General features: G+C 73.7%; 17 protein-coding genes. 12 read left to right on the forward strand and 5 right to left on the reverse strand.

All coding sequences use genetic code 11. From position 1 onward, the window contains the following. Positions 1–321: WYL domain-containing protein (locus LJ221_RS07785; RefSeq protein ID WP_374228401.1), on the forward strand; the 321-nt coding region annotated here is incomplete at its 5' end. 13 nt (positions 322–334) lie between these two features. Here the strand turns inward: LJ221_RS07785 and LJ221_RS07790 are convergent. Then, positions 335–526: a hypothetical protein gene (locus LJ221_RS07790; RefSeq protein WP_241714908.1), complete on the reverse strand. Its 192-nt coding sequence runs from the start codon at positions 524–526 to the stop codon at positions 335–337. Positions 527–672: 146 nt separating this feature from the next. Here LJ221_RS07790 and LJ221_RS07795 point away from each other — a divergent pair, with 146 nt between their 5' ends. Together LJ221_RS07795 and pip are read left to right on the forward strand one after the other, a co-directional pair. Beyond that, positions 673–2334 (forward strand): DNA repair helicase XPB, encoded by a 1662-nt coding sequence (locus tag LJ221_RS07795; RefSeq protein ID WP_241714910.1) that lies wholly within the window; start codon positions 673–675, stop codon positions 2332–2334. 36 nt (positions 2335–2370) lie between these two features. After that, positions 2371–3354 carry a prolyl aminopeptidase gene (gene pip, locus LJ221_RS07800; protein ID WP_241714912.1) on the forward strand — a complete coding sequence of 328 codons (984 nt, stop codon included), beginning with the start codon at positions 2371–2373 and terminating at the stop codon, positions 3352–3354. 162 nt (positions 3355–3516) lie between these two features. Here the strand turns inward: pip and LJ221_RS07805 are convergent, their stop codons facing one another. Both LJ221_RS07805 and LJ221_RS23665 read right to left on the reverse strand, forming a co-directional pair. After that, positions 3517–4638 (reverse strand): glycosyltransferase 87 family protein, encoded by a 1122-nt coding sequence (locus tag LJ221_RS07805; RefSeq protein WP_247719782.1) that lies wholly within the window; start codon positions 4636–4638, stop codon positions 3517–3519. A 243-nt stretch (positions 4639–4881) separates the two neighbouring features. Beyond that, a complete protein-coding gene (locus LJ221_RS23665) occupies positions 4882–5175 on the reverse strand; it encodes a hypothetical protein (RefSeq protein ID WP_308314737.1) in 294 nt (97 codons plus the stop codon). A 382-nt stretch (positions 5176–5557) separates the two neighbouring features. Between LJ221_RS23665 and LJ221_RS07815 the strand changes: the two genes are divergently transcribed. Continuing rightward, positions 5558–7672 carry an AAA family ATPase gene (locus LJ221_RS07815; protein WP_241714914.1) on the forward strand — a complete coding sequence of 705 codons (2115 nt, stop codon included), beginning with the start codon at positions 5558–5560 and terminating at the stop codon, positions 7670–7672. Between the two features lie 40 nt (positions 7673–7712). Here LJ221_RS07815 and LJ221_RS07820 read toward each other — a convergent pair whose 3' ends face one another. Continuing rightward, a complete protein-coding gene (locus LJ221_RS07820) occupies positions 7713–7916 on the reverse strand; it encodes a DUF397 domain-containing protein (protein WP_241714916.1) in 204 nt (67 codons plus the stop codon). Next, the gene (locus tag LJ221_RS07825; protein WP_241714918.1) at positions 7913–8746 is read right to left on the reverse strand and encodes a helix-turn-helix transcriptional regulator; all 834 of its coding nucleotides are present in this window, start codon (positions 8744–8746) and stop codon (positions 7913–7915) included. The genes LJ221_RS07820 and LJ221_RS07825 overlap by 4 nt, the downstream gene beginning before the upstream one ends. A 238-nt stretch (positions 8747–8984) precedes the next feature. On the opposite strand from LJ221_RS07825, the gene LJ221_RS07830 reads away from it, so the two are divergent. The 8 genes from LJ221_RS07830 (at position 8985) to LJ221_RS07865 (ending at position 18987) form a co-directional block, all read left to right on the forward strand. Beyond that, entirely contained in the window at positions 8985–9770 is a 786-nt protein-coding gene (locus LJ221_RS07830) for an SGNH/GDSL hydrolase family protein (protein WP_241714920.1), read from the forward strand. A gap of 206 nt (positions 9771–9976) precedes the next feature. Further along, positions 9977–10564: a LysE family translocator gene (locus LJ221_RS07835; protein ID WP_241714923.1), complete on the forward strand. Its 588-nt coding sequence runs from the start codon at positions 9977–9979 to the stop codon at positions 10562–10564. 174 nt (positions 10565–10738) lie between these two features. Continuing rightward, positions 10739–11746 (forward strand): LuxR C-terminal-related transcriptional regulator, encoded by a 1008-nt coding sequence (locus LJ221_RS23670; RefSeq protein ID WP_241714924.1) that lies wholly within the window; start codon positions 10739–10741, stop codon positions 11744–11746. Positions 11747–11958: 212 nt separating this feature from the next. Beyond that, the gene (locus LJ221_RS07845; protein WP_241714925.1) at positions 11959–13155 is read left to right on the forward strand and encodes an argininosuccinate synthase domain-containing protein; all 1197 of its coding nucleotides are present in this window, start codon (positions 11959–11961) and stop codon (positions 13153–13155) included. 70 nt (positions 13156–13225) lie between these two features. After that, a complete protein-coding gene (locus LJ221_RS07850; protein ID WP_241714926.1) occupies positions 13226–14209 on the forward strand; it encodes an aldo/keto reductase in 984 nt (327 codons plus the stop codon). Next, positions 14206–14943 (forward strand): sulfotransferase family protein, encoded by a 738-nt coding sequence (locus LJ221_RS07855; RefSeq protein ID WP_241714927.1) that lies wholly within the window; start codon positions 14206–14208, stop codon positions 14941–14943. Before LJ221_RS07850 ends, LJ221_RS07855 begins: the two co-directional genes overlap by 4 nt. Positions 14944–15086: 143 nt before the next feature. Beyond that, complete coding sequence (locus tag LJ221_RS07860) at positions 15087–18161, forward strand: amino acid adenylation domain-containing protein (protein WP_241714928.1); 3075 nt, start codon at positions 15087–15089, stop codon at positions 18159–18161. A 301-nt stretch (positions 18162–18462) separates the two neighbouring features. Next, complete coding sequence (locus tag LJ221_RS07865) at positions 18463–18987, forward strand: hypothetical protein (RefSeq protein ID WP_241714929.1); 525 nt, start codon at positions 18463–18465, stop codon at positions 18985–18987. Positions 18988–19038 lie beyond the last annotated feature (51 nt).

Here is a 19038-nt window from a genome sequence, read left to right on the forward strand (position 1 = left end):
CCCCGGCCCCGCCGCGCCGTCCCGGCCGATCCCGGCGGCCCACCACCGCGTACGTCCGCGGCCGACGCCCTGGCCGTCCTGCGCGCCGCGGCCCTCGGCGGGACGCCGGTGTGGATCGGCCACGTGGACGCCGACGGCACCGCCGTCCGGCGCGTCGTCGAGCCCGTCCGCGTCGAGAGCGGCTTCGTCACGGCGTACGACCACACCGCCGAGGAGGTCCGCACCTACCCGCTGCACCGCATCACGGGCGCGGCGGACGCGGGGGCTCCGGACGGCCCGGACAGTCCGGACGGCCCGGCGAGGACGGCGGGCCGGGCGTGACCCGCCGCCGCGTTCACCGCCGCGCGGCCTTCCGCGCCGCCTTCGCGCCGTTGGTGGCCGCCACCGCTCCGGCGATCGCCGCCCAGGCCCCGGCGAGCGCGGCGACCGCCCCGGCCGTCGCCGCCACCCTGCCCGCCCACTTCACGTAACCGTCCATACCGCAGCCCTCCGCACGCCGTGTCCGCCTGAACCGGGTCGTGTCCATGACCGGCAGCGTAGGCGCCGGGAGCCTTCCCCCGCGCGGGCGGGGCGCCGGTCACACCGGGCACGCCGGTACGCGCCCGGAAAAAGTAGACTCTTCCATTCGGCGTGTGCGCCCGTCACACGACGATCCGATCACCGGAGGTGCGCGTGTCCTGCCTGATCGTCCAGAGCGACAAGACCCTGCTGCTGGAGGTCGACCACGAGCAGGCCGACGACTGCCGCCGCGCCATCGCGCCCTTCGCCGAGCTGGAGCGGGCCCCCGAGCACATCCACACCTACCGGCTCACCCCGCTGGGCCTGTGGAACGCCCGCGCCGCCGGGCACGACGCCGAGCAGGTCGTCGACGCCCTGGTCACCCACTCCCGCTATCCGGTGCCGCACGCGCTGCTGGTGGACGTGGCCGAGACGATGGACCGCTACGGCCGGCTGCGGCTGCTCAAGCACCCCACCCACGGGCTGGTCCTGGAGTCCTCCGACCGGCCGGTGCTGGAGGAGATCCTGCGCTCCAGGCGGGTCCAGCCGCTGGTCGGCGCCCGCATCGACTCCGACACCGTCGCCGTCCACCCCTCCGAGCGCGGCCAGATCAAGCAGGCGCTGCTCAGGCTCGGCTGGCCCGCCGAGGACCTGGCCGGCTACGTGGACGGCGAGGCCCATCCGATCGAGCTGGCCGAGGACGGCTGGGCGCTGCGTCCCTACCAGAGGCAGGCCGTGGAGAACTTCTGGCACGGCGGCTCCGGTGTCGTCGTGCTGCCCTGCGGCGCGGGCAAGACGCTGGTGGGCGCGGGCGCGATGGCCACGGCGAAGGCCACCACGCTGATCCTGGTGACCAACACCGTCTCGGCCCGGCAGTGGAAGAGCGAGCTGGTGCGGCGCACCTCGCTGACGGAGAGCGAGGTCGGCGAGTACAGCGGCGCGAAGAAGGAGATCCGGCCCGTCACCATCGCCACGTACCAGGTGCTGACGACCAGGCGGAAGGGCGTCTACCCGCACCTGGAGCTGTTCGACTCCCGCGACTGGGGCCTGATCGTCTACGACGAGGTGCACCTGCTGCCGGCGCCGGTGTTCAAGTTCACCGCCGACCTCCAGGCCCGCCGCCGCATCGGCCTGACGGCCACGCTGGTGCGCGAGGACGGCCGCGAGTCCGACGTCTTCTCCCTCATCGGCCCCAAGCGCTTCGACGCCCCCTGGAAGGAGATCGAGGCGCAGGGCTACATCGCACCGGCCGACTGCGTGGAGGTCCGCGTGGACCTCACCGAGTCCGAGCGGCTGGCGTACGCGACGGCCGAGCCGGACGAGAAATACCGCTTCTGCTCCACCACGGCCTCCAAGCGGCGCGTCACCGAGGCGCTGGTGCGCCGCCACGCCGGGCAGCAGACGCTCGTGATCGGCCAGTACATCGACCAGCTCGACGAACTGGGCGAGCATCTGGACGCGCCCGTGATCAAGGGCGACACCGGCAACGCGCAGCGCGAGAAGCTGTTCGACGCCTTCCGCTCGGGCGAGCTGTCGGTGCTGGTGGTCTCCAAGGTCGCCAACTTCTCCATCGACCTGCCCGAGGCCACGGTCGCCATCCAGGTCTCGGGCACCTTCGGCTCCCGCCAGGAGGAGGCCCAGCGCCTGGGCCGCGTGCTGCGTCCGAAGGCGGACGGCCACGAGGCCCGCTTCTACTCGGTCGTCGCCCGCGACACCGTCGACCAGGACTTCGCGGCCCACCGCCAGCGCTTCCTGGCCGAGCAGGGCTACGCCTACCGCATCGTGGACGCCTCCGAGCTGCCGGCGGGCGACGAGGAGCCCGGCGAGGTCGGGTAGCCTCCCGTTCCGTCACCGGACCCCGGGAGGTCGCGGATGCGTGAGCCGTACCCGCCGGCCGAGCCGTACGAGAGCGGCATGCTCGACGTCGGCGACGGCCACCGCGTGTACTGGGAGGCGTGCGGCAACCCGGACGGCAGGCCCGCCGCCGTCGTCCACGGCGGGCCCGGTTCGGGGTGCGGGGAAGGGGCACGCGGCCTGTTCGACCCCGAGCGGTACCGGGTGGTGCTGTTCGACCAGCGCGGCTGCGGCCGCAGCACCCCGCACGCGAGCGACCCGGCCGCCGGTCTGCGGCACAACACCACCTGGCACCTGGTCGCCGACATGGAGCGGCTGCGCGAGCACCTGGGCGTCGACCGCTGGCTGCTGTACGGCGGCTCGTGGGGCTCCACGCTGGTCCTCGCCTACGCCCAGCGGCACCCGGAGCGGGTCTCGCACATCGTGGTCGCCGGAGTCACCACCACCCGGCGCTCGGAAACCGACTGGCTCTACCGGGGCGTGGCCCGCTTCTTCCCCGGGGAGTGGGAACGCTTCCGCGCCGGGGCCGGGGTGCCGCGCGGCGCGGCCACGCCCGAGCTGCTCGGGGCGTACGCGCGGCTGATGGAGCACCCCGACGCGGCGGTGCGCGAGCGGGCGGCGGCGGACTGGTGCGCCTGGGAGGACGCCGTCCTGTCCGGCGAGACGAGCGGTGGCAGCGGCGGCGCGGGCCCCGCGAGCCCGTACGGCGGCCGGCCCCCGGCCGCCAAACTGGCACTGGCGCGCATCTGCGCGCACTACTTCTCCCACGGCGCCTGGCTGGAGGAGGGCGCACTGCTGCGCGACGCGGGACGGCTGGCGGGCATCCCGGGGGTCCTGATCCACGGCCGGGCCGATCTGAGCAGCCCGCTCGACACCGCGTGGGAACTGGCCCGCGCCTGGCCGGACGCGGAGCTGACCGTCGTCGGCGCCGAGGGCCACCTCGGCGACGCCACCACCCGCACCCGCGTCCTGAACGCGCTGGACCGCTTCGCGGCGCGGTGACGGCTCTGCCTGTGGCGACGGCGGTGACCCCCGCGGCGGTGTGAGGCACCGGTCACTCCGTCCGAACCCCTCACCTGTGCACGGCTGCTCCTCTCATCCGTCCGTCCAACGCCGCGGGGACCGGAAAGGATGTGGCCCCGGCACCGCGCGGGGGCCGGGGTGTCATCCGGTGGGCCGGGGGCTCTCCCGTCGCAGGCGCCACGCCGCGTACGCCGACAGGGCGAGCGCCAGGAGCGGGTACGGGGAGGCGAGCGGCTGCTGCCACCAGGGCAGGTGGAGGTCGAGGTCGCCGGAGTGGGGGACGAGCCAGTGCGTGCGGGCCGTGAAGAGCACGGCGACGGTGCCCGCGGCGTACAGCGGCCACCGGCGGGACGGCGAGGCGGCGGCGACCAGGACGGCGAGCAGCGGCACGCACCACACCCAGTGGTGGGACCAGCTGATCGGCGAGACCAGCACCGCCGTGCCCGCGACGGCGAGCACTCCCCAGCTCTCCCGCCCGCGCAGATGGGCGCGGCGGGCCAGCCACAGGCCCAGCAGGCCGACGGCGGCCGTGGGCACGGCCCACCACAGGCCGGGTTCGGGGGTGTGCAGGAGGCGGGCGGTCATCCCCTGGAGGGACTGGTTGTCGACGATCCACGCCTTGCCGACGCGGCCGGTCTCGAACATCCGCCGTGTCCAGAAGTCCGCGCTCGCGCCCGGCAGGACGGCCGCACCGAGCACCGCCGTCCCCGCGAAGCCCGCCAGCGCCGTCAGTCCGGCCCGGACCCGGCCGGTCAGCAGCAGATGGACGGCGAAGATCGCGGGGGTGAGCTTGATCCCGGCCGCGACGCCGATGGCCAGTCCCTTGCCGCGGGCGCCGTCCGGGCGGCCGAGGTCCCACAGGACCAGGCAGGCCAGGACGAGGTTGATCTGCCCGAAGACCATGGTCTGGAAGACCGGTTCCAGCCACAGGCCCACCGCCGTGGCGGCGATCAGGAGGGCGGGGGAGGTTCGGCGTCCGGCCAGACGCAGGGAGAGGTGGAGCAGCAGGGCGAGCAGTACGACGTTGCCGGCCGCGAAGAGGGCCTGGACGGCCGGCAGGGGCAGCAGGGCGGTGGGGACGAACAGCAGCGCGGCGAAGGGCGGGTAGGTGGCGGGCAGGTCCCACTCGGTGACGGTGAAGCCGTACAGGTCGCTCCCCTCGACGACGGCCCGCCCCTCGGCGCGGTAGACGAGCACGTCCACCAGGAAGCCGGGCTGCGCCGCGCAGACCGCCGCGAGCGCGGCGAGGGAGAGCGCGAGCAGGGCGGCGGCCGCACAGGCGCGGCGGTCTCCGTGCGCGCCGAGCGCGTCGCGTATTCGGGCACGTGCGGTACGGGCCGGGCCTACGGCGCCCGGGTCGTGGGCGGTGCCGGTGTCGGGCGTGGGCGCAGCCGGCACTTGGCCACCTCCTGGGTTCCGGTCCGTCGGGCGACGGTCGTCTCCGGGTCGTCCGCGGCCACCGCCGCGGGGTGACCCTAACCGACGCTCCGGTGTGCCCGGACGGTGTCAGATGCGGGCCGCGGGCTCGTGCGCTCTGTCCTCGCGCGCCCCGCGCTCCCGGCCCTGTGCCGAGTCCTGCTCCGAGTCCTGTTCCCGGTCCTCGTCGCGCGCCTCCGCGTAGTCGCCGAGGACCGCGACGTCGAACGCCGCGCCGGCGAAGACGGAGATCGCCCGGACGGTGTCGCCCAGCAGATGGCGGCGGTGGCGGTGACCGCCGCCGCGGGCGTCGAGCGCGGCGAGCGCGGTGGCGCCCGAGGCCCGGCGACCGGACGTCTGGGGAGGGATGGGGGTGCTGTTCATGACTCCACGGATCCGCGGTCGTTTCGCCCTATCGGTCCATATCCATGCTAGGTCTCGTCGCTGCTTTCCTCCGCCCGCGACCCGGCCCGTCCCTCCTCACCGCGTACGGGTTAAAACCGTTCGCCCACCGGGACGAGCGGGGCTAGAATCACCCGTCTTCCGCCTCCCGTGCCGCGGGGGAGGGGCCGGCCGGCCGGTACCGGCCGGTGGACCGCGCCCCCCGGGGGGCGGCGTTCCCGGCGGCTCCCGCCGGCCCGCGGCCCACCGGCGTACGCGGTCCCCTCCGACCCCGTCGTCCACCGCACCGGGTGTGCGGCGCGGCCGCACGCCCGAGCGGCTCGCCGTACCGCCGCCGTGCGCGCTTTCCGCAGGAGGCCGCAACATGCCCGCCACCCCCGATCCGCTCGATCCGCTCGATCCGCTCGATCCGCTCGAACGCGAACGTGCCCACCTGGCCGCCTCGCGCACCGCGCTGCGCACCATGCGCCACGACGTCGAGTCGCTCGACATCAGGGATGTCACCGCCAACTGGGTGAACACCGAGGTGCTCCAGCGCCAGATCGACGCCCGGGTCGAGGCCCTCGCCGATCTCGCCGGCACCCCGCTGTTCTTCGGCCGCCTGGACTACGCGGGCTCCTCGTCTTCCCCCGCCGCCCCGGAGCAGGGCGATCCCGCGGCGGCCCGGTACTACATCGGCCGCCGCCACGTCCACGACGCCGACGGCGACCCAATGGTCATCGACTGGCGCGCTCCGGTCTCCCAGCCCTTCTACCGTGCCTCGAAGAAGGACCCGCAGAGTGTCGGCCTGCGCCGCCGCTTCGGCTACACCGGCGGCGAGCTGACCGCGTACGAGGACGAGCACCTGTCCGACCCGGACGGGGCCGAGAAGGCCGGCGCCCTGCTCAGGCTCGAGATCGAGCGCCCGCGCGTCGGCCCGATGCGCGACATCGTCGCCACCATCCAGCCCGAGCAGGACGAGATCGTCCGCACCGGCGTCGACGGCACCGTGTGCGTCCAGGGGGCGCCGGGCACCGGCAAGACGGCCGTCGGCCTGCACCGCGTGGCCTATCTGCTCTACGCGCACCGCGAGCGCCTGGCCCGCACCGGGACGCTGGTCATCGGCCCCAACCGGTCCTTCCTGCGCTACATCGAGCAGGTCCTGCCGGCGCTGGGTGAGCTGGCGGTGCGGCAGGCGACCGTGGAGGACCTGGTCACCGGGGCGGCGGGCGTGGAGGTGCGCGGCACCGACGATCCGGAGGCCGCCCGGATCAAGGGCGACGCCCGTATGGCCGAGGTGCTGCGCCGCGCGGTCCGCTCGGGCGTGACGATGCCGGCCGAGCCGTGCGTCGTCGTCCGCGGCTCGCGCCGCTGGCGCGTCCCGGTACACGAGCTGGAGGAGATCGTCCGCGAGCTGCTGGAACGCGGCATCCGCCACGGTGCCGCCCGCGAGGCCCTGCCGCAGCGCGTCGCGCACGCCGTGCTGACGCGCATGGAGCACTCGGGCGAGGCCCCCGACGACCGGGTGCAGGACGCGGTGGCGCGCGACGCGGCGGTTAAGGCACTGGTCAAGGCCGTGTGGCCAAAGATCGATCCGGCGAGGCTGGTGCTGCGGCTGCTGTCGGACGACGGCTTCCTGGCCGAGTGTTCCGAGGGCATCCTCACCGACGAGGAGCGCAAGGCGGTCCTGTGGACGAAGCCGCCGCGCGGGGTGCGGTCGGCGAAGTGGTCGGCCGCCGACGCCGTACTGATCGACGAGGCCGCCGACCTGGTGCGGCGCACCCCCTCGCTCGGACACGTCGTGCTGGACGAGGCGCAGGACCTCTCCCCCATGCAGTACCGGGCGGTGGGCCGCCGCTGCACCACCGGATCGGCGACGGTGCTGGGCGACCTGGCGCAGGGCACCACGCCGTGGGCGACCGCGAGCTGGGCCGAGGCCCTGTCCCACCTGGGCAAGCCGGACGCGGCGGTGGAGGAGCTGACCCGGGGCTTCCGTGTACCGCGCGAGGTCATCGCCTACGCCTCCCGGCTGCTGCCGCACATCGCGCCGGGCCTGTCCGGGGCGACCTCGATCCGCGACGCGGCGGGCTCCCTGCGGGTACGGGCGGTGGCGGTGGAGGAGCTGGACGGCGCGGTGGTGAACGCCTGCCGCGAGGCGCTGGAGCGGGAGGGCTCGATCGGCCTGATCGCCGCCGGCGCCCGCGTACCCGCCCTGGCCTCGGCCCTGGAGGCCGCCGGCCTCCCCCACCTCGCCCCGGGGACGGAGACGGACGCCGGCGCCCGCCTCACCCTCGTCCCGGCGGCCCTGGCCAAGGGCCTGGAGTACGACCACGTGGTCCTGGACGAGCCGGCCGCCGTCGTCGACGGCGAACCGGACGAGCGCACCGGCCTGCGCCGTCTGTACGTCTGCCTCACCCGCGCGGTCTCCGGCCTCACGGTCGTCCACGCGGCCTTCCTGCCCGAGCCCCTGCGCGACAGGGGCGAGAGGGGTGATGCCTGACGGCGAGACGGACGGTAGGCCGCTCGGGCGGCCGCGCCCGTCAGCGCGGGCGCCCGAGCGTCTCGGTGAACGCCGCCCATCCGGCGGCCGGAAAGACCAGCACGGGACCCTCGGGGGCCTTGCTGTCGCGGACAGGTATGACGCCGGGGAAGCCGTCGGCAACCTCGACGCAGCTTCCGCCCTCGGCGTTGCTGTGGGACGACTTGCGCCAGACGGCCGTGCTCAGGTCGTGTGCGGTGCTCATGGCGTCGTGTACTCCTCGGCCACCGATTCGATCAGAGCCAGGGACGCCTTCGGAGGCAGAGCGGCGGCCCTGACCAGATCGTATGACTTCTGGTAGCGCGCCACCAGCGCCGGTTCATCGATGAGTTGGCCCGTGTGGGCGTTCTCCACATACGCGGTCAGCGGCGCGTCGTCGAAGGTCATCACGGACAGCATTCCGTTCACGGGGGCATCGGCCGCTGAATCGAAGGGAAGCACCTGGGCAAAGACCGTGTGGGAACGCATCAGGTCAGCGATGTGACGCAACTGTTCCCGCATGACGGCGGAACCTCCCATGGGGACCCGGAGGACCGCCTCGTGGACAACCACCCACATCCGAGGCCGACCGACTGACTCCAGAACGTGCTGGCGGCCCATACGGGCTCGGACGATCTCCTCCACCTCCGCGTCCGATACAAGAGGGAGACCGGTTCGTGTGATGGCCCGCGCATAAGCCTCGGTCTGGAGCAGCCCCGGCACCAGCAACGGCGCGTACTCGCTGATCTCCGTCGCCATCTGTTCCAGCTCCGCCGCGTCGGCGAAGTAGTCCGGGTACTTGTTCTCCCGGGCCAGTCGGCACAGGCGTTGCAGGTGTTCGCCGGTGCCGAGGATCTCGTCGAACAGCTTGGAGGTGTTGTCCTGCTGCGGGCGGCGCACGGCCGTCTCGAACTGGCCGACGTAGGTGCCCGAGCAGAAGGCGCGTTCGCCGAGCTGGGACTGGGTGAGTCCGGCCGCCTCGCGCAGGCGGCGCAGTTCGGCGCCGTAGAAGGTCTTGGGCGAGGCGTACGGGTCGAGTTGCCTGGGCTCGGTCATGGCGGGTTCCCCCTGTCACGGAACGGCCGCGTCGGTCACGGTGGCCGAACTCCCGCCAGCGTAGACACACACAGTGACAGCCGGAGTCTTTCCGTAATCGTCACACGATCACACGAACCCTCGCCGTGTCGCCCAACCGGGTGTCGGGACCGGCGATTTCACCGATTTCAGGAGCGGTCCGGGGCGGTAATGGTGTGACTCCCCCTCACACCCCTGTGCATGTCTCCTGGAGGAAACCATGCGCGTCCCCCGTCTCCTCACCACCGCCCTGCCGGCCCTGGCAACGGCGTTCGCCGTACCGGCCGCCCCCGCGTCCGCCGCCGGGAACGCCGCGCCGAACGCGGCGGAGAACTACGTGGCCCTCGGCGACTCCTACTCCTCCGGCACCGGCGCCGGAGACTACTCCGACCTGCTGTGCACCCGCAGCGGCAACGCCTACCCGGCCCGGTGGGCGCAGGCGTCCGCGCCCGCGTCCTTCACCTTCGCGGCCTGCGGCGGGGCGAAGATCCCGGACGTGCTGAACAACCAGGTGCGGTATCTGGACCAGAGCACGACACTGGTGAGCATCAGCATCGGCGGCAACGACTCCGGTTTCGCATCCATCATGCTGACCTGCGTGTTCTCCTCGCAGTCGACCTGTGAGCAGAGGCTGGACGAGGCCGCCGACTACGCCCGGAACGAACTGCCCGGCGAACTGGACGCCCTGTACGCCACCATCCGCGACCGCGCGCCGAACGCCGAGGTCGTCGTCGTGGGCTACCCGCACCTCTACAAGGAGGGCGGCTTCTGCCTGAGCATGGGCTCGGACAAGCGCGCGGCGATCAACGACGGCTCGGACGTGCTCAACCAGGTGATCTCCGGCCGCGCCGCCGCCGCGGGGTTCTCCTTCGCGGACGCCCGTCCCGCCTTCGCCGGGCACGAGATCTGCACGAGCGACCCGTGGATCAGCTCTTCCGACATCCACCCGACGGCCGAGGGCCACGCGAAGGGCTACCTGCCGGCCTTCTCCGCCGTGGTGCGGTAGGGCGCGCGGGCGCCCGGCCTCTCCTGCTCTCCACGGGCACGGGGCCGGGCGGCCTCGTCTCCCGTTCCACCGGCAGGGGGCGGAATCCAGCCGACGGACCGGTACCGGTTGCGCGCGGTGGCCCGGCTGTCTAGGTTCCGAACGGTCGGCCGGATCAGAGGGGGAACATGTTCGGGTTAGGACTGGCGTCCTACACGGTTTTCGTCATGGCGGTGCTGGTCATCTGCGTCACTCCCGGCCCCGACATGGTCTACATCCTCACCCACGGCATCAGCCAGGGCACCAGGGCGGGCCTGCTGGCGTCGCTCGGCATGTCGGCCGGTATGGCCTGCCACACCCTCGCGGTCGCGCTGGGGCTGGCCACCCTCGTCCAGTCCTCGGAGACGGCCTACCAGGTACTGCGCTACGCCGGGGCCGTGTACCTGCTCTACCTGGCCTGGCACACGCTGCGGGACTCCTCGGGGACCACCTTCGAGGGAGATCACACGGCCGCGCCACCGATGACGGTCTTCCGCAGGGCCACCATCGTCAACCTGCTCAACCCGAAGATCGTCATCTTCTACCTCGCCTTCCTGCCGCAGTTCGTCACGCCCTCCGCCGGAAGTCCCGCCCTCCAACTCCTTCTGCTGGGTGTGACGTTCACGGTGATCGGACTGCTGGTCGACTGTGTGATCGCGCTGCTCTCGGGCCGGATCGGGGAGCGGCTGCGCAAGCGGCCCGGCTCGGGCACCTGGCTGAACCGCCTGGCGGGCGTCGTCTTCCTCGGCCTCGCCGCCAGGGTCGCCATCGCCTGACCGACCCCTCTCCGACCCGCCGTTCCCGACCGGCCACCCCACGGGCGCGCCGGGCACGGTACGGGGCGGAGGGGGACGAGGACCTGGAAGCTGGAAGAGCGCCACATGTGCACCGTCACGACCTGTACGGCAGGCAGCACGACCGGAGCCGGGCACGGAACCACGGCCGGGCCCGTGGCCGACGCAGTGGCCGGGCCCGTGGGCGGCCACCCGGGGTCCGACATCTGCGACAAGGGTGACGCCTTCTACCGTCAGGCGCTGGCCCGGGGCAGCGCGCCCGCCGGGCAGGCGCCCGGCTGCCTGCTGGAACTGGGGCTGCTGCGCCGGTCGCCGGAGTGCACCGGGACGCTGGTGCCGGTGCCGCCGGATGTCGCCGCCGCCGGGCTCGCGCGCCCGATCGAGCAGGCCATCCAGGAGCAGGAGCAGACCCTGCGGTCGGTCCGGTCGGTGCTGGCCCGCGCGGAGTCGGCGTACCGGCAGATCGGCCGGGAGGTCAACCGCACGGCGGACCTACTGCTCGGCGAGGAGGCCGTCGACCGGGCCCTGCGCCGGGCCGCCCGGTCCTGCGGAAGCGATGTGATGACCGCCCGGCCGGGCGGCGGCCTGAGTGAGGAGGCGCTGGCCCGCAGCCTGCCGGAGGCGCTGGACCTGTGCTCCAGGGGGGTGCGGCAGCGGGTGCTGCACCAGCACACCGTGCGCTCCCACGGCCCGACGCTCGCCTACGCGGAGAAGATCACCGCGGCCGGCGCCGAGATGCGCACCCTGGCCGAGGCGTTCAGCCAGGTCACCGTCTTCGACGGCGCCGTCGCCTTCATACCCGCCGCGCAGGAGCACCAGCCGGCGGCCCTGTCCGTGCGCCACCCCGCGATCGTGCGCCACCTGGTGAACGTCTTCGACTGCGCGTGGGACCGGGCCGAGCCCGTGTTCCGGGGCACGGACCGGTGGCAGCCGCACGCGTTCACCTCCCAGACCCGGCGGGCCGTACTGCGCCTGATGGTGGAGGGGCACACCGACAAGGCGATCGGGAAACGGCTGGGTGTGAGCCCCCGCACCGTGGCCAACCACATCAAGTGGGCCGCCGACCACTTCAGGGCCGGCAGCCGGGCCCAGCTGGGTTATCTGCTCGCCCGGTCCGGGCTTCTGGACTCCCAGCGGCAGGACGGGCGCCCGCGGTTCGGCTGAACGGCGTGCTCCCCGACCCGCGGCGCGGGATGCCGGGCGGCTCCGGGTTGGCCCGGTTTCCGCCCATGTACAACACCTTCAGGTTTACGCATTGCAGCATCATGACCCGCGGTGCTCACTTCCCCCCGCCCGCGCGGGTTGGACAGCATGTCCCCGTACCGCACAGCCCGGTGCGAACACCGGAGCGCAGGCGCATCTCCCCTGGAGGATGGGTGGACCTCTCGCTGTCCGAACTGAAACGGCGGAAGATAGGAATCTGCCTCTCCGGAGGGCTTTCCTCCCTCGCACTGGCTTCCTGGCTGCACGGCGGCGGATACGACGTGGAGGCGTTCGTCCTCGACATCGGCCAGTGCCCGGGGAAGGACCTCCGCGAGTTCACCGGCGCGGTGCGCGCGGCCGGCATACCGGTGCGCGAGGTGGACGCCCGCCGCCCCATGGCGGACGCGGCGCTCGACGTCGTCGCCTTCCAGGCCCACTACGACGGGGGTTACTGGAACACCACGGGCCTGTCCCGGGCCGTCATCGTCGAGCGCGTGGTGCCCGAGCTGCGCCGGTCCGGCGCCGGCGTACTGGCGCACGGCTGCGTCGGCGGCGGCAACGACCAGCGCCGTTTCGAGCGCTACGGCGCGCACTTCGCGCCGGACCTCGCGGTCTTCGCCCCCTGGCGCGACCCGGAGGTGCTGGCGGCCCTGCCGGACCGGGAGGCGATGGCCCGCCACGTCGCCTCGGCGGGCCTGGTGTGCATGCCGGGCAACACCGCGGAGCACTCCGTCGACGGCAATCTCGCGGGCACCTCCCACGAGGACGCCGGCCTGGAGGACCTGGGCACCACGGCGGCGGGTCTGGAACGGCTGATGGGCGCCTCTCCCCGGCAGGCGCCGGACCGGGTGGAGACGGTCTCCGTCACCGTCGAGCACGGCCGCCCGGTGGCCCTCGACGGCCGCCGCCTGCCGCCGGAGGAGCTGCTGGAGCTGGCCAACACCGTCGGCGGGCGAAACGGGCTGGGCCTGACCGACGTGGTGGAGCACCGCATCAACGGCACCAAGTGCCGCGGTGTGTACGAGGCGCCGGGCATGGAGCTGCTGTCGCACGCGGTGCGCGCCGCCCACGAGACGGTCACCGACCGGGGCGCCGCGGACACCGCTCGGTTCCTCGCCCGGCAGCTCGCGGTCTGCGTCTACGAGGGGACGGCGCACGGCCGTACCGCCCGGGCGGCGCGGGCCGGGCTGGCCGAGATCGCCGGCCCGGCCGGCGCCACCGTCCGGCTCGACCTCTACAAGGGCGGCGTCATCGGGCGGGCGCTGCCAAGGATCGGCGGGGACGCCGACGTCCTGCGGCAGCGCCGGTTCACCGGCGGAGGCGGCCACAACTGGGACTCGGCGCCCCTCGCCGGGCCCGCCTCCGGATGATCCGCGGGCGGCTTCCGCGCCTTCCCGCGCACTCGCTCACACCTGTCCACTCGCTCACAGGGGAACAGACATGCTTCAGCGCACATTCGGCCGGCTGGGCTGGCGGGTCGGGGAGATCGGCTACGGGATGTGGGGGGTCGGCGCCGGCCCCGGCGGCTGGCAGGGCGCGGACGACGAGACCAGTCTCGCCGCCCTCCAGCTCGCCGTGGACCTCGGCTGCGACGCGTTCGACACCGCGTGGATCTACGGCCGCGGGCACAGCGAGGTCCTGCTGGGGAAGCTCCTCGCGGCCAATCCGGGAAAGGGGCTGAAGGCCTTCACCAAGATCCCTCCCAAGGACCGCAGGTTCCCCTCCACCAGGAAATCCGACGTCGGCGACGTGTTCCCCTACGACCACGTCATGGAGTACACCGAGAAGAGCCTGCGCAACCTCGGTGTCCCCCGCGTGGACCTGATGCAGTTCCACGTGTGGGAGGACCACTGGGCGCGGGACGAGCGCTGGCTGGCCACCGTGGAGGCGCTGCGCTCCTCGGGCATGGTCGACGGGATCGGCGTCAGCATCAACCGCTGGGAGCCCTGGAACGCGACGGAGGTCCTGCGGACCGGCCTGATCGACGCCGTCCAGGTCATCTACAACATCTTCGACCAGGCTCCCGAGGACGAACTCTTCCCGCTCTGCCGGGAACTGGGCATCGGCGTCATCGCCCGCGTCCCGTTCGACGAGGGCACCCTGACCGGTACGCTGACGAAGGACACCACCTGGCCCGAGGGCGACTGGCGGGCCTCCTACTTCGTGCCCGAGAACCTGAACGCCAGCGTGGACCGCGCGGAGGCGCTGAAAGAAGTCGTCCCCGGCGGCATGACGCTGCCCGAACTGGCTCTGCGCTTCATCCTGCACAACGACGACGTGCACACCGTGATCCCCGGCATGCGCCGCCCCGGGCACGTCTCCGCCAACATCGCGGTCAGCGACGGCCGCCGGCTGCCCGATGAGCTGATGCGCGAGCTGCGCGCCCACCGCTGGGACCGGGAGCCGACGGAGTGGTCGCAGTGAGCGCTCCCGCGGGGCCGGCGGTGCTGGCCCTGTGGTCCCCGCCGCGGTCCATGTCGACGGCCTTCTTCCGGATGATGGTGCAGCGCGGCGACTTCCGCGCCCACCACGAGCCGTTCTCCGAACTGGCCGCCGGGCACGGTGTCGAGGCCGGCGGACGGCGCCTCACCACGCCGGAGGAGGTGCTGCGGGCGTTCACGGAGGAGTCGGCGCGGACACCGGTGTTCTTCAAGGACACCACCGAGTACCCGCACGTCCGCCTCTTCGACTCGCTGCCGCTGGCCGAGGCCGTCACGCACACCTTCATCGTCCGCGATCCGCGGCGCGCCATCGAGTCGCACTACGCGGTGAACCCCGGGGTGAAGCTCCCGGAGATCGGGTTCGAGCACCAGTACGAGATATTCGACCGGGTCCGCCGGGAGACGGGGCGCGCTCCCGTCGTGGTCGACGCCGACGTCCTCGTCGAACGCCCGGGCGACACCGTCCGCGCCTACTGCGAGGCCGTCGGCATCCCCTACGACGAGCGGGCTCTGTCCTGGCGGTCGGGTGAGCGCTCCGAGTGGAGCCGCACCAGCCGGTGGCACAGGGACGTCGCCCGCAGCTCCGGCTTCCGGCAGAGCGGCCGGCGCCACGCCGTCACGGTCGACGACAGCCCGGTGCTGGCCGGCCACCTCCGGCACCACCTGCCCTTCTACGAGGAGCTGCGCTCCCACGCCCTCGTCCTGCCCGCCGCCTGAAGGCAGGCCCGGCCGCCGCGCCCTCCACCCGCACAGCCGCGCGGCGGCCCTCACGACCCTCGCCCCACCCGCACGGCCCGTACCGCAGAGCAGTCCCGGAAACGCCTGGAAACGCCTGGAACCACACTCGATTGGGGTCCACGATGCCAGCCAGCACGTCCTCGCCCGCACTGCCCGATCCCAACGGACGCCGCGTGCCGTACCCGCGGGACACCGCGACGACCCTGCACCTGATCGAGGAGCAGGCCCGTGCCACCCCCGACGCCGACGCGCTGCACTACGACGGCGCGACGCTGAGCTACCGGGAGCTGGACCGCGTGGCCAACTCCCTGGCCGCCAGGCTCGTGGACCACGGGGCGCGCCGGGAGACCCTGCTCCCCCTGCTGGTGAGCGACGGGATGGAACTCCCGCTCGCGATGGTCGCGGCGATGAAGGCCGGGGTTCCCTTCATACCCTTCGACCCGGACTGGCCCCGGGAGCGGATCGGCTCGCTGCTGCGGGGCCTGGGCACCGACATCGCCGTCGTCTCCCCGCGCACCCCGGCCCCGGCGGCCGGCTGCGCCCGCGCGCTGGTGGCCGACCACCGGAAGCTGGACGGCGCCGACGCCGCCCCCGCCGGCGGGCGCCCCGGCCGTACCGACCTCGCCTACGGCTTCTTCACCTCGGGCACCACGGGCCTGCCCAAGTGCACGCTCAACGTGCACCGCGGTCTGCTCAACCGGTTCCTCCACATGACCCGCAGGTTCGGTGCCGGGCACGTGGCGCTCCAGAACAGCCGGTCGGTCTTCGACTCGTCGCTGTGGCAGCTGCTGTGGCCGCTGACCATGGGCGGCAGCGTCGTCATGCCGCACCGCGACGGGCTGCTCGACCTGGAGCGCACCGTCGACCAGATCGGCCGTCACGGAGTGACGATCACCGACTTCGTGCCGTCGATCTTCACCGTACTCGTCGATCTGCTCGCCTCGGACCCGGCGCTGGTACGGGCGGCCGGCTCCCTGCGGCAGGTCCTGCTGGGAGGCGAGGCGATCAACGTGGAGGCGGTCCGCAGGTTCCACGGGCTGCTTCCCGGCACGGCGATCACCAACACCTACGGCCCCACCGAGGCGTCGATCGGCAGTGTCTTCCACACCGTCACCGCGGACGCCGGTCGTGAAGGCGGCACCGGCGACGAGATACCCGTCGGCCGCCCCATCGACAACACCTCGGCGGTGGTCGTGGACTCCTCGATGGGGCGTCTGGGCACGGGCGAGACCGGCGAGATCCTCATCGGCGGCGACTGCCTGGGGCTGGGCTACCTCGGCGACCCGGAGCGGACCGGGGCGGCGTTCGTGCCCAACCCCTTCCCCGACATCCCCGGCGACCGCCTCTACCGCACCGGCGACCTCGGCCACTACCGGGCCGACGGCTGCCTGTACTTCGTGGGTCGGCGCGACGACCAGCTCAAGGTACGCGGGGTGCGGATCGAACCGGCGGAGGTCGAGCGGGCGCTGCTGACGCTGCCGGGGGTCCAGGACGTGCGGGTCGTACTGCGGGGCGAGGCGGACGGTCAGACCCTGGTCGCGGCCGTGGTCGCCCGCGAGGCCCTCGACCTCGCGGACACCAGGGCGCGGGCCGGGAGGTTGCTCCCCGCCGAGCTGGTACCCGACCGGTTCGTGCGGATCGGGAGCATGCCCCTGTCCCCCAACGGCAAGGCCGACCGCCGGGCCCTGGCGCGGCTGCTGGACGGGCCGGAAGCGGCGGAACGGGCCGCGGCGCCCGGGAGCGGCGGTACCGGGGACGGGCCGGCGCCCGAAGGCGACCCGGAAGGAGCGGTCCGCTCGCTGTGGGCCGAGCTCCTGGGCGTCACCCCCGGCCCGCGGGACGGCTTCTTCGAGATCGGCGGCACCTCCCTCAGCGCACAGCGGCTCGTACTGCGCCTGCGCGACCTGTTCGGCCTGCGCCTGTCGGTGCGGGACATCGCCGGGGCGCCGACCGTCGCCGCCCAGGTCCGTCTGATCGCCCGGGGCGGCCCAGAAGCCGGGGAGGCGGCCGTCCACCGGGAGATGCTGGCCGACGCCGCCGCTCCGGAACCGGCCAGTCCGGCGGCCGCACCGTCCCCGCGGCCCGCGGCCGTCGCCCCGCCCCGGCACATCCTCCTCACCGGCGGCACCGGCTTCATCGGCATCCATCTGCTGGACGAGCTGCTGCGGTCCACGACCGCCACCGTCGCCTGCCTGGTCAACGCCGGGGACGACGCGGCCGCCCGCGCCCGGCTGGACGCCCGCGCCCGCCACTACGGCCTGCCCGTCGGCAGCGGCGACGGCCGGGTCCGGGTCGTGCGCGGCGACCTCGGCGCCGAGGGGTTCGGGCTGTCCGGTTCCGGCTTCCGGGAGCTGGCCGAGTGGGCGGACACGATCGTGCACGCGGGCGCGGAGGTGAACCTCGTCTACCCCTACCGGCGTCTACGCGCGGTGAACGTGCTCGGCACCCGCGAGGTAGTCCGGCTCGCCCGCACCGGCCCCGGGCCGGCCCGTCCCGTGCACCACCTGTCGACGCTCGGCATCCTGCCCCGCGCGTCCCACGGCGGCCCGGTGCCCGGTGAGGACGCCTTCCCCGCGGCCGAGGAGGTGCCGGGCGACGGCTACAGCCGGAGCAAGTGGGTCGCCGAGGCGCTGCTGCGCGAGGCCCGGCGGCGGTACGGCCTCCCGGTGAGCCTGTACCGCATGGGCGAGGTGATGCCGCACTCGCGCACCGGCGTCCTCAGCCACGGCGGCAGCCTCGCCGAGTTCGTCCTGACGGCGTGCGCGGAACTCGGCGTCCGCTTCGAGTCGGGCGCACGGGGCGACTTCACCCCGGTGGACAACGTCAGCCGGTTCATCTCGGCGGCGTTGCGCGAGCGGTGTCTGGGCGAGACCTTCCACGTGGTGCAGCGGGAACCGACCCGGCTGGACGACCTCATGGGGCGCTTCGGTCCGGCGCGCGACCCGCGGCACGTGACGTACCGCGAGTTCCGCGAACTGGTCGCGGCGCAGAGCTCCCCCTCGCTCCAGCGGCTGGCCATGGTCCTGCCCGATCCGGACGACGCGCCGGGGGATCTGGGCGGGCTCTTCCGGGACGTGCCGTCGCCGGACTTCAGCCGCAACTGCCACAGGTGGGTCCGGTCGCTGGACGTCGAGTGGCTGGGCAGCGGGCGGGCGGCGACCGGGCGGCCGGGCGGGAGCGGTCCGGCCGCGGAGTGAGGCGGCCGGACGACGGGCCTCCGGCGGAGCGGGTGGAACGGGCGGAGCGCCGTGACCGGGCGGTGCGGGCCCGCCAGGGCCGAACGTCCCGGCTCCCGGGGCCGGCCGGGCAGCGGAGGGGCGACCTGCGGCCCCGGCACCGGGGGACCTTCACCACGCCCCGCGGGAGCGGCCCGGTGGAAGAGTACGGGTGGGCGCCGAGGCAGCCGGAGAGCGGCACGGCGCGGCAAGGCACGGCGGACATCCCGTCCGCGACCCCGCTCGTCCGCTTCCCTCTCTCCCCGTCCTCCGGAGGTCGACCATGTTCGGAACGCTCATGCTCCTCATCGGCCCGGCACTGGGTTTCCGGCTGCTCGGCGCACTGGGCGTCGGCCGGTTCCAGACGTGGCGGATCGCGGCCGCTCACGGCCTGGCGGTCATGCTGACGGTCACCGCGGCCACGCACTTCATCCGCTCGGGCGCCACCTCGATGCCCGGTCACGGGGACATGGCGGCCATGGTCCCGCCGTTCGTGCCGTGGGCCCACACCATGGTCTACCTGACCGGTGTGCTGGAGCTCATCGGCGCCCTGGGCCTCGTCCTGGCCGCGACCCGCCCGGCGGCCGGATTCGGTCTGGCCGTGCTCTTCTCGCTGATGCTCCCGGCCAACATCCACGCCGCGGTCGAGGGTGTCGTGTTCAACGGCGAAGCGGCCACGCCCCTGTGGTTCAGGGTCCCCCTGCAAATGCTCTTCATCGCCGTCGCGCTGTGGGCGGCCGTCGACCACCGCCCGGTCCGGCGGCTGCCGGAGGCCGCGGTGGTACGGAGCCCCGCCCTGCAGCGGTGAGCCCGTACGCGGTGGGGGGGGGGGGGGGGGGGGGGGGGGGGGGGGGGGGGG

Origin of the sequence: Streptomyces sp. CNQ085, assembly GCF_022614595.1 — a bacterium.
Taxonomy (GTDB): Bacteria; Actinomycetota; Actinomycetes; order Streptomycetales; family Streptomycetaceae; genus Streptomyces.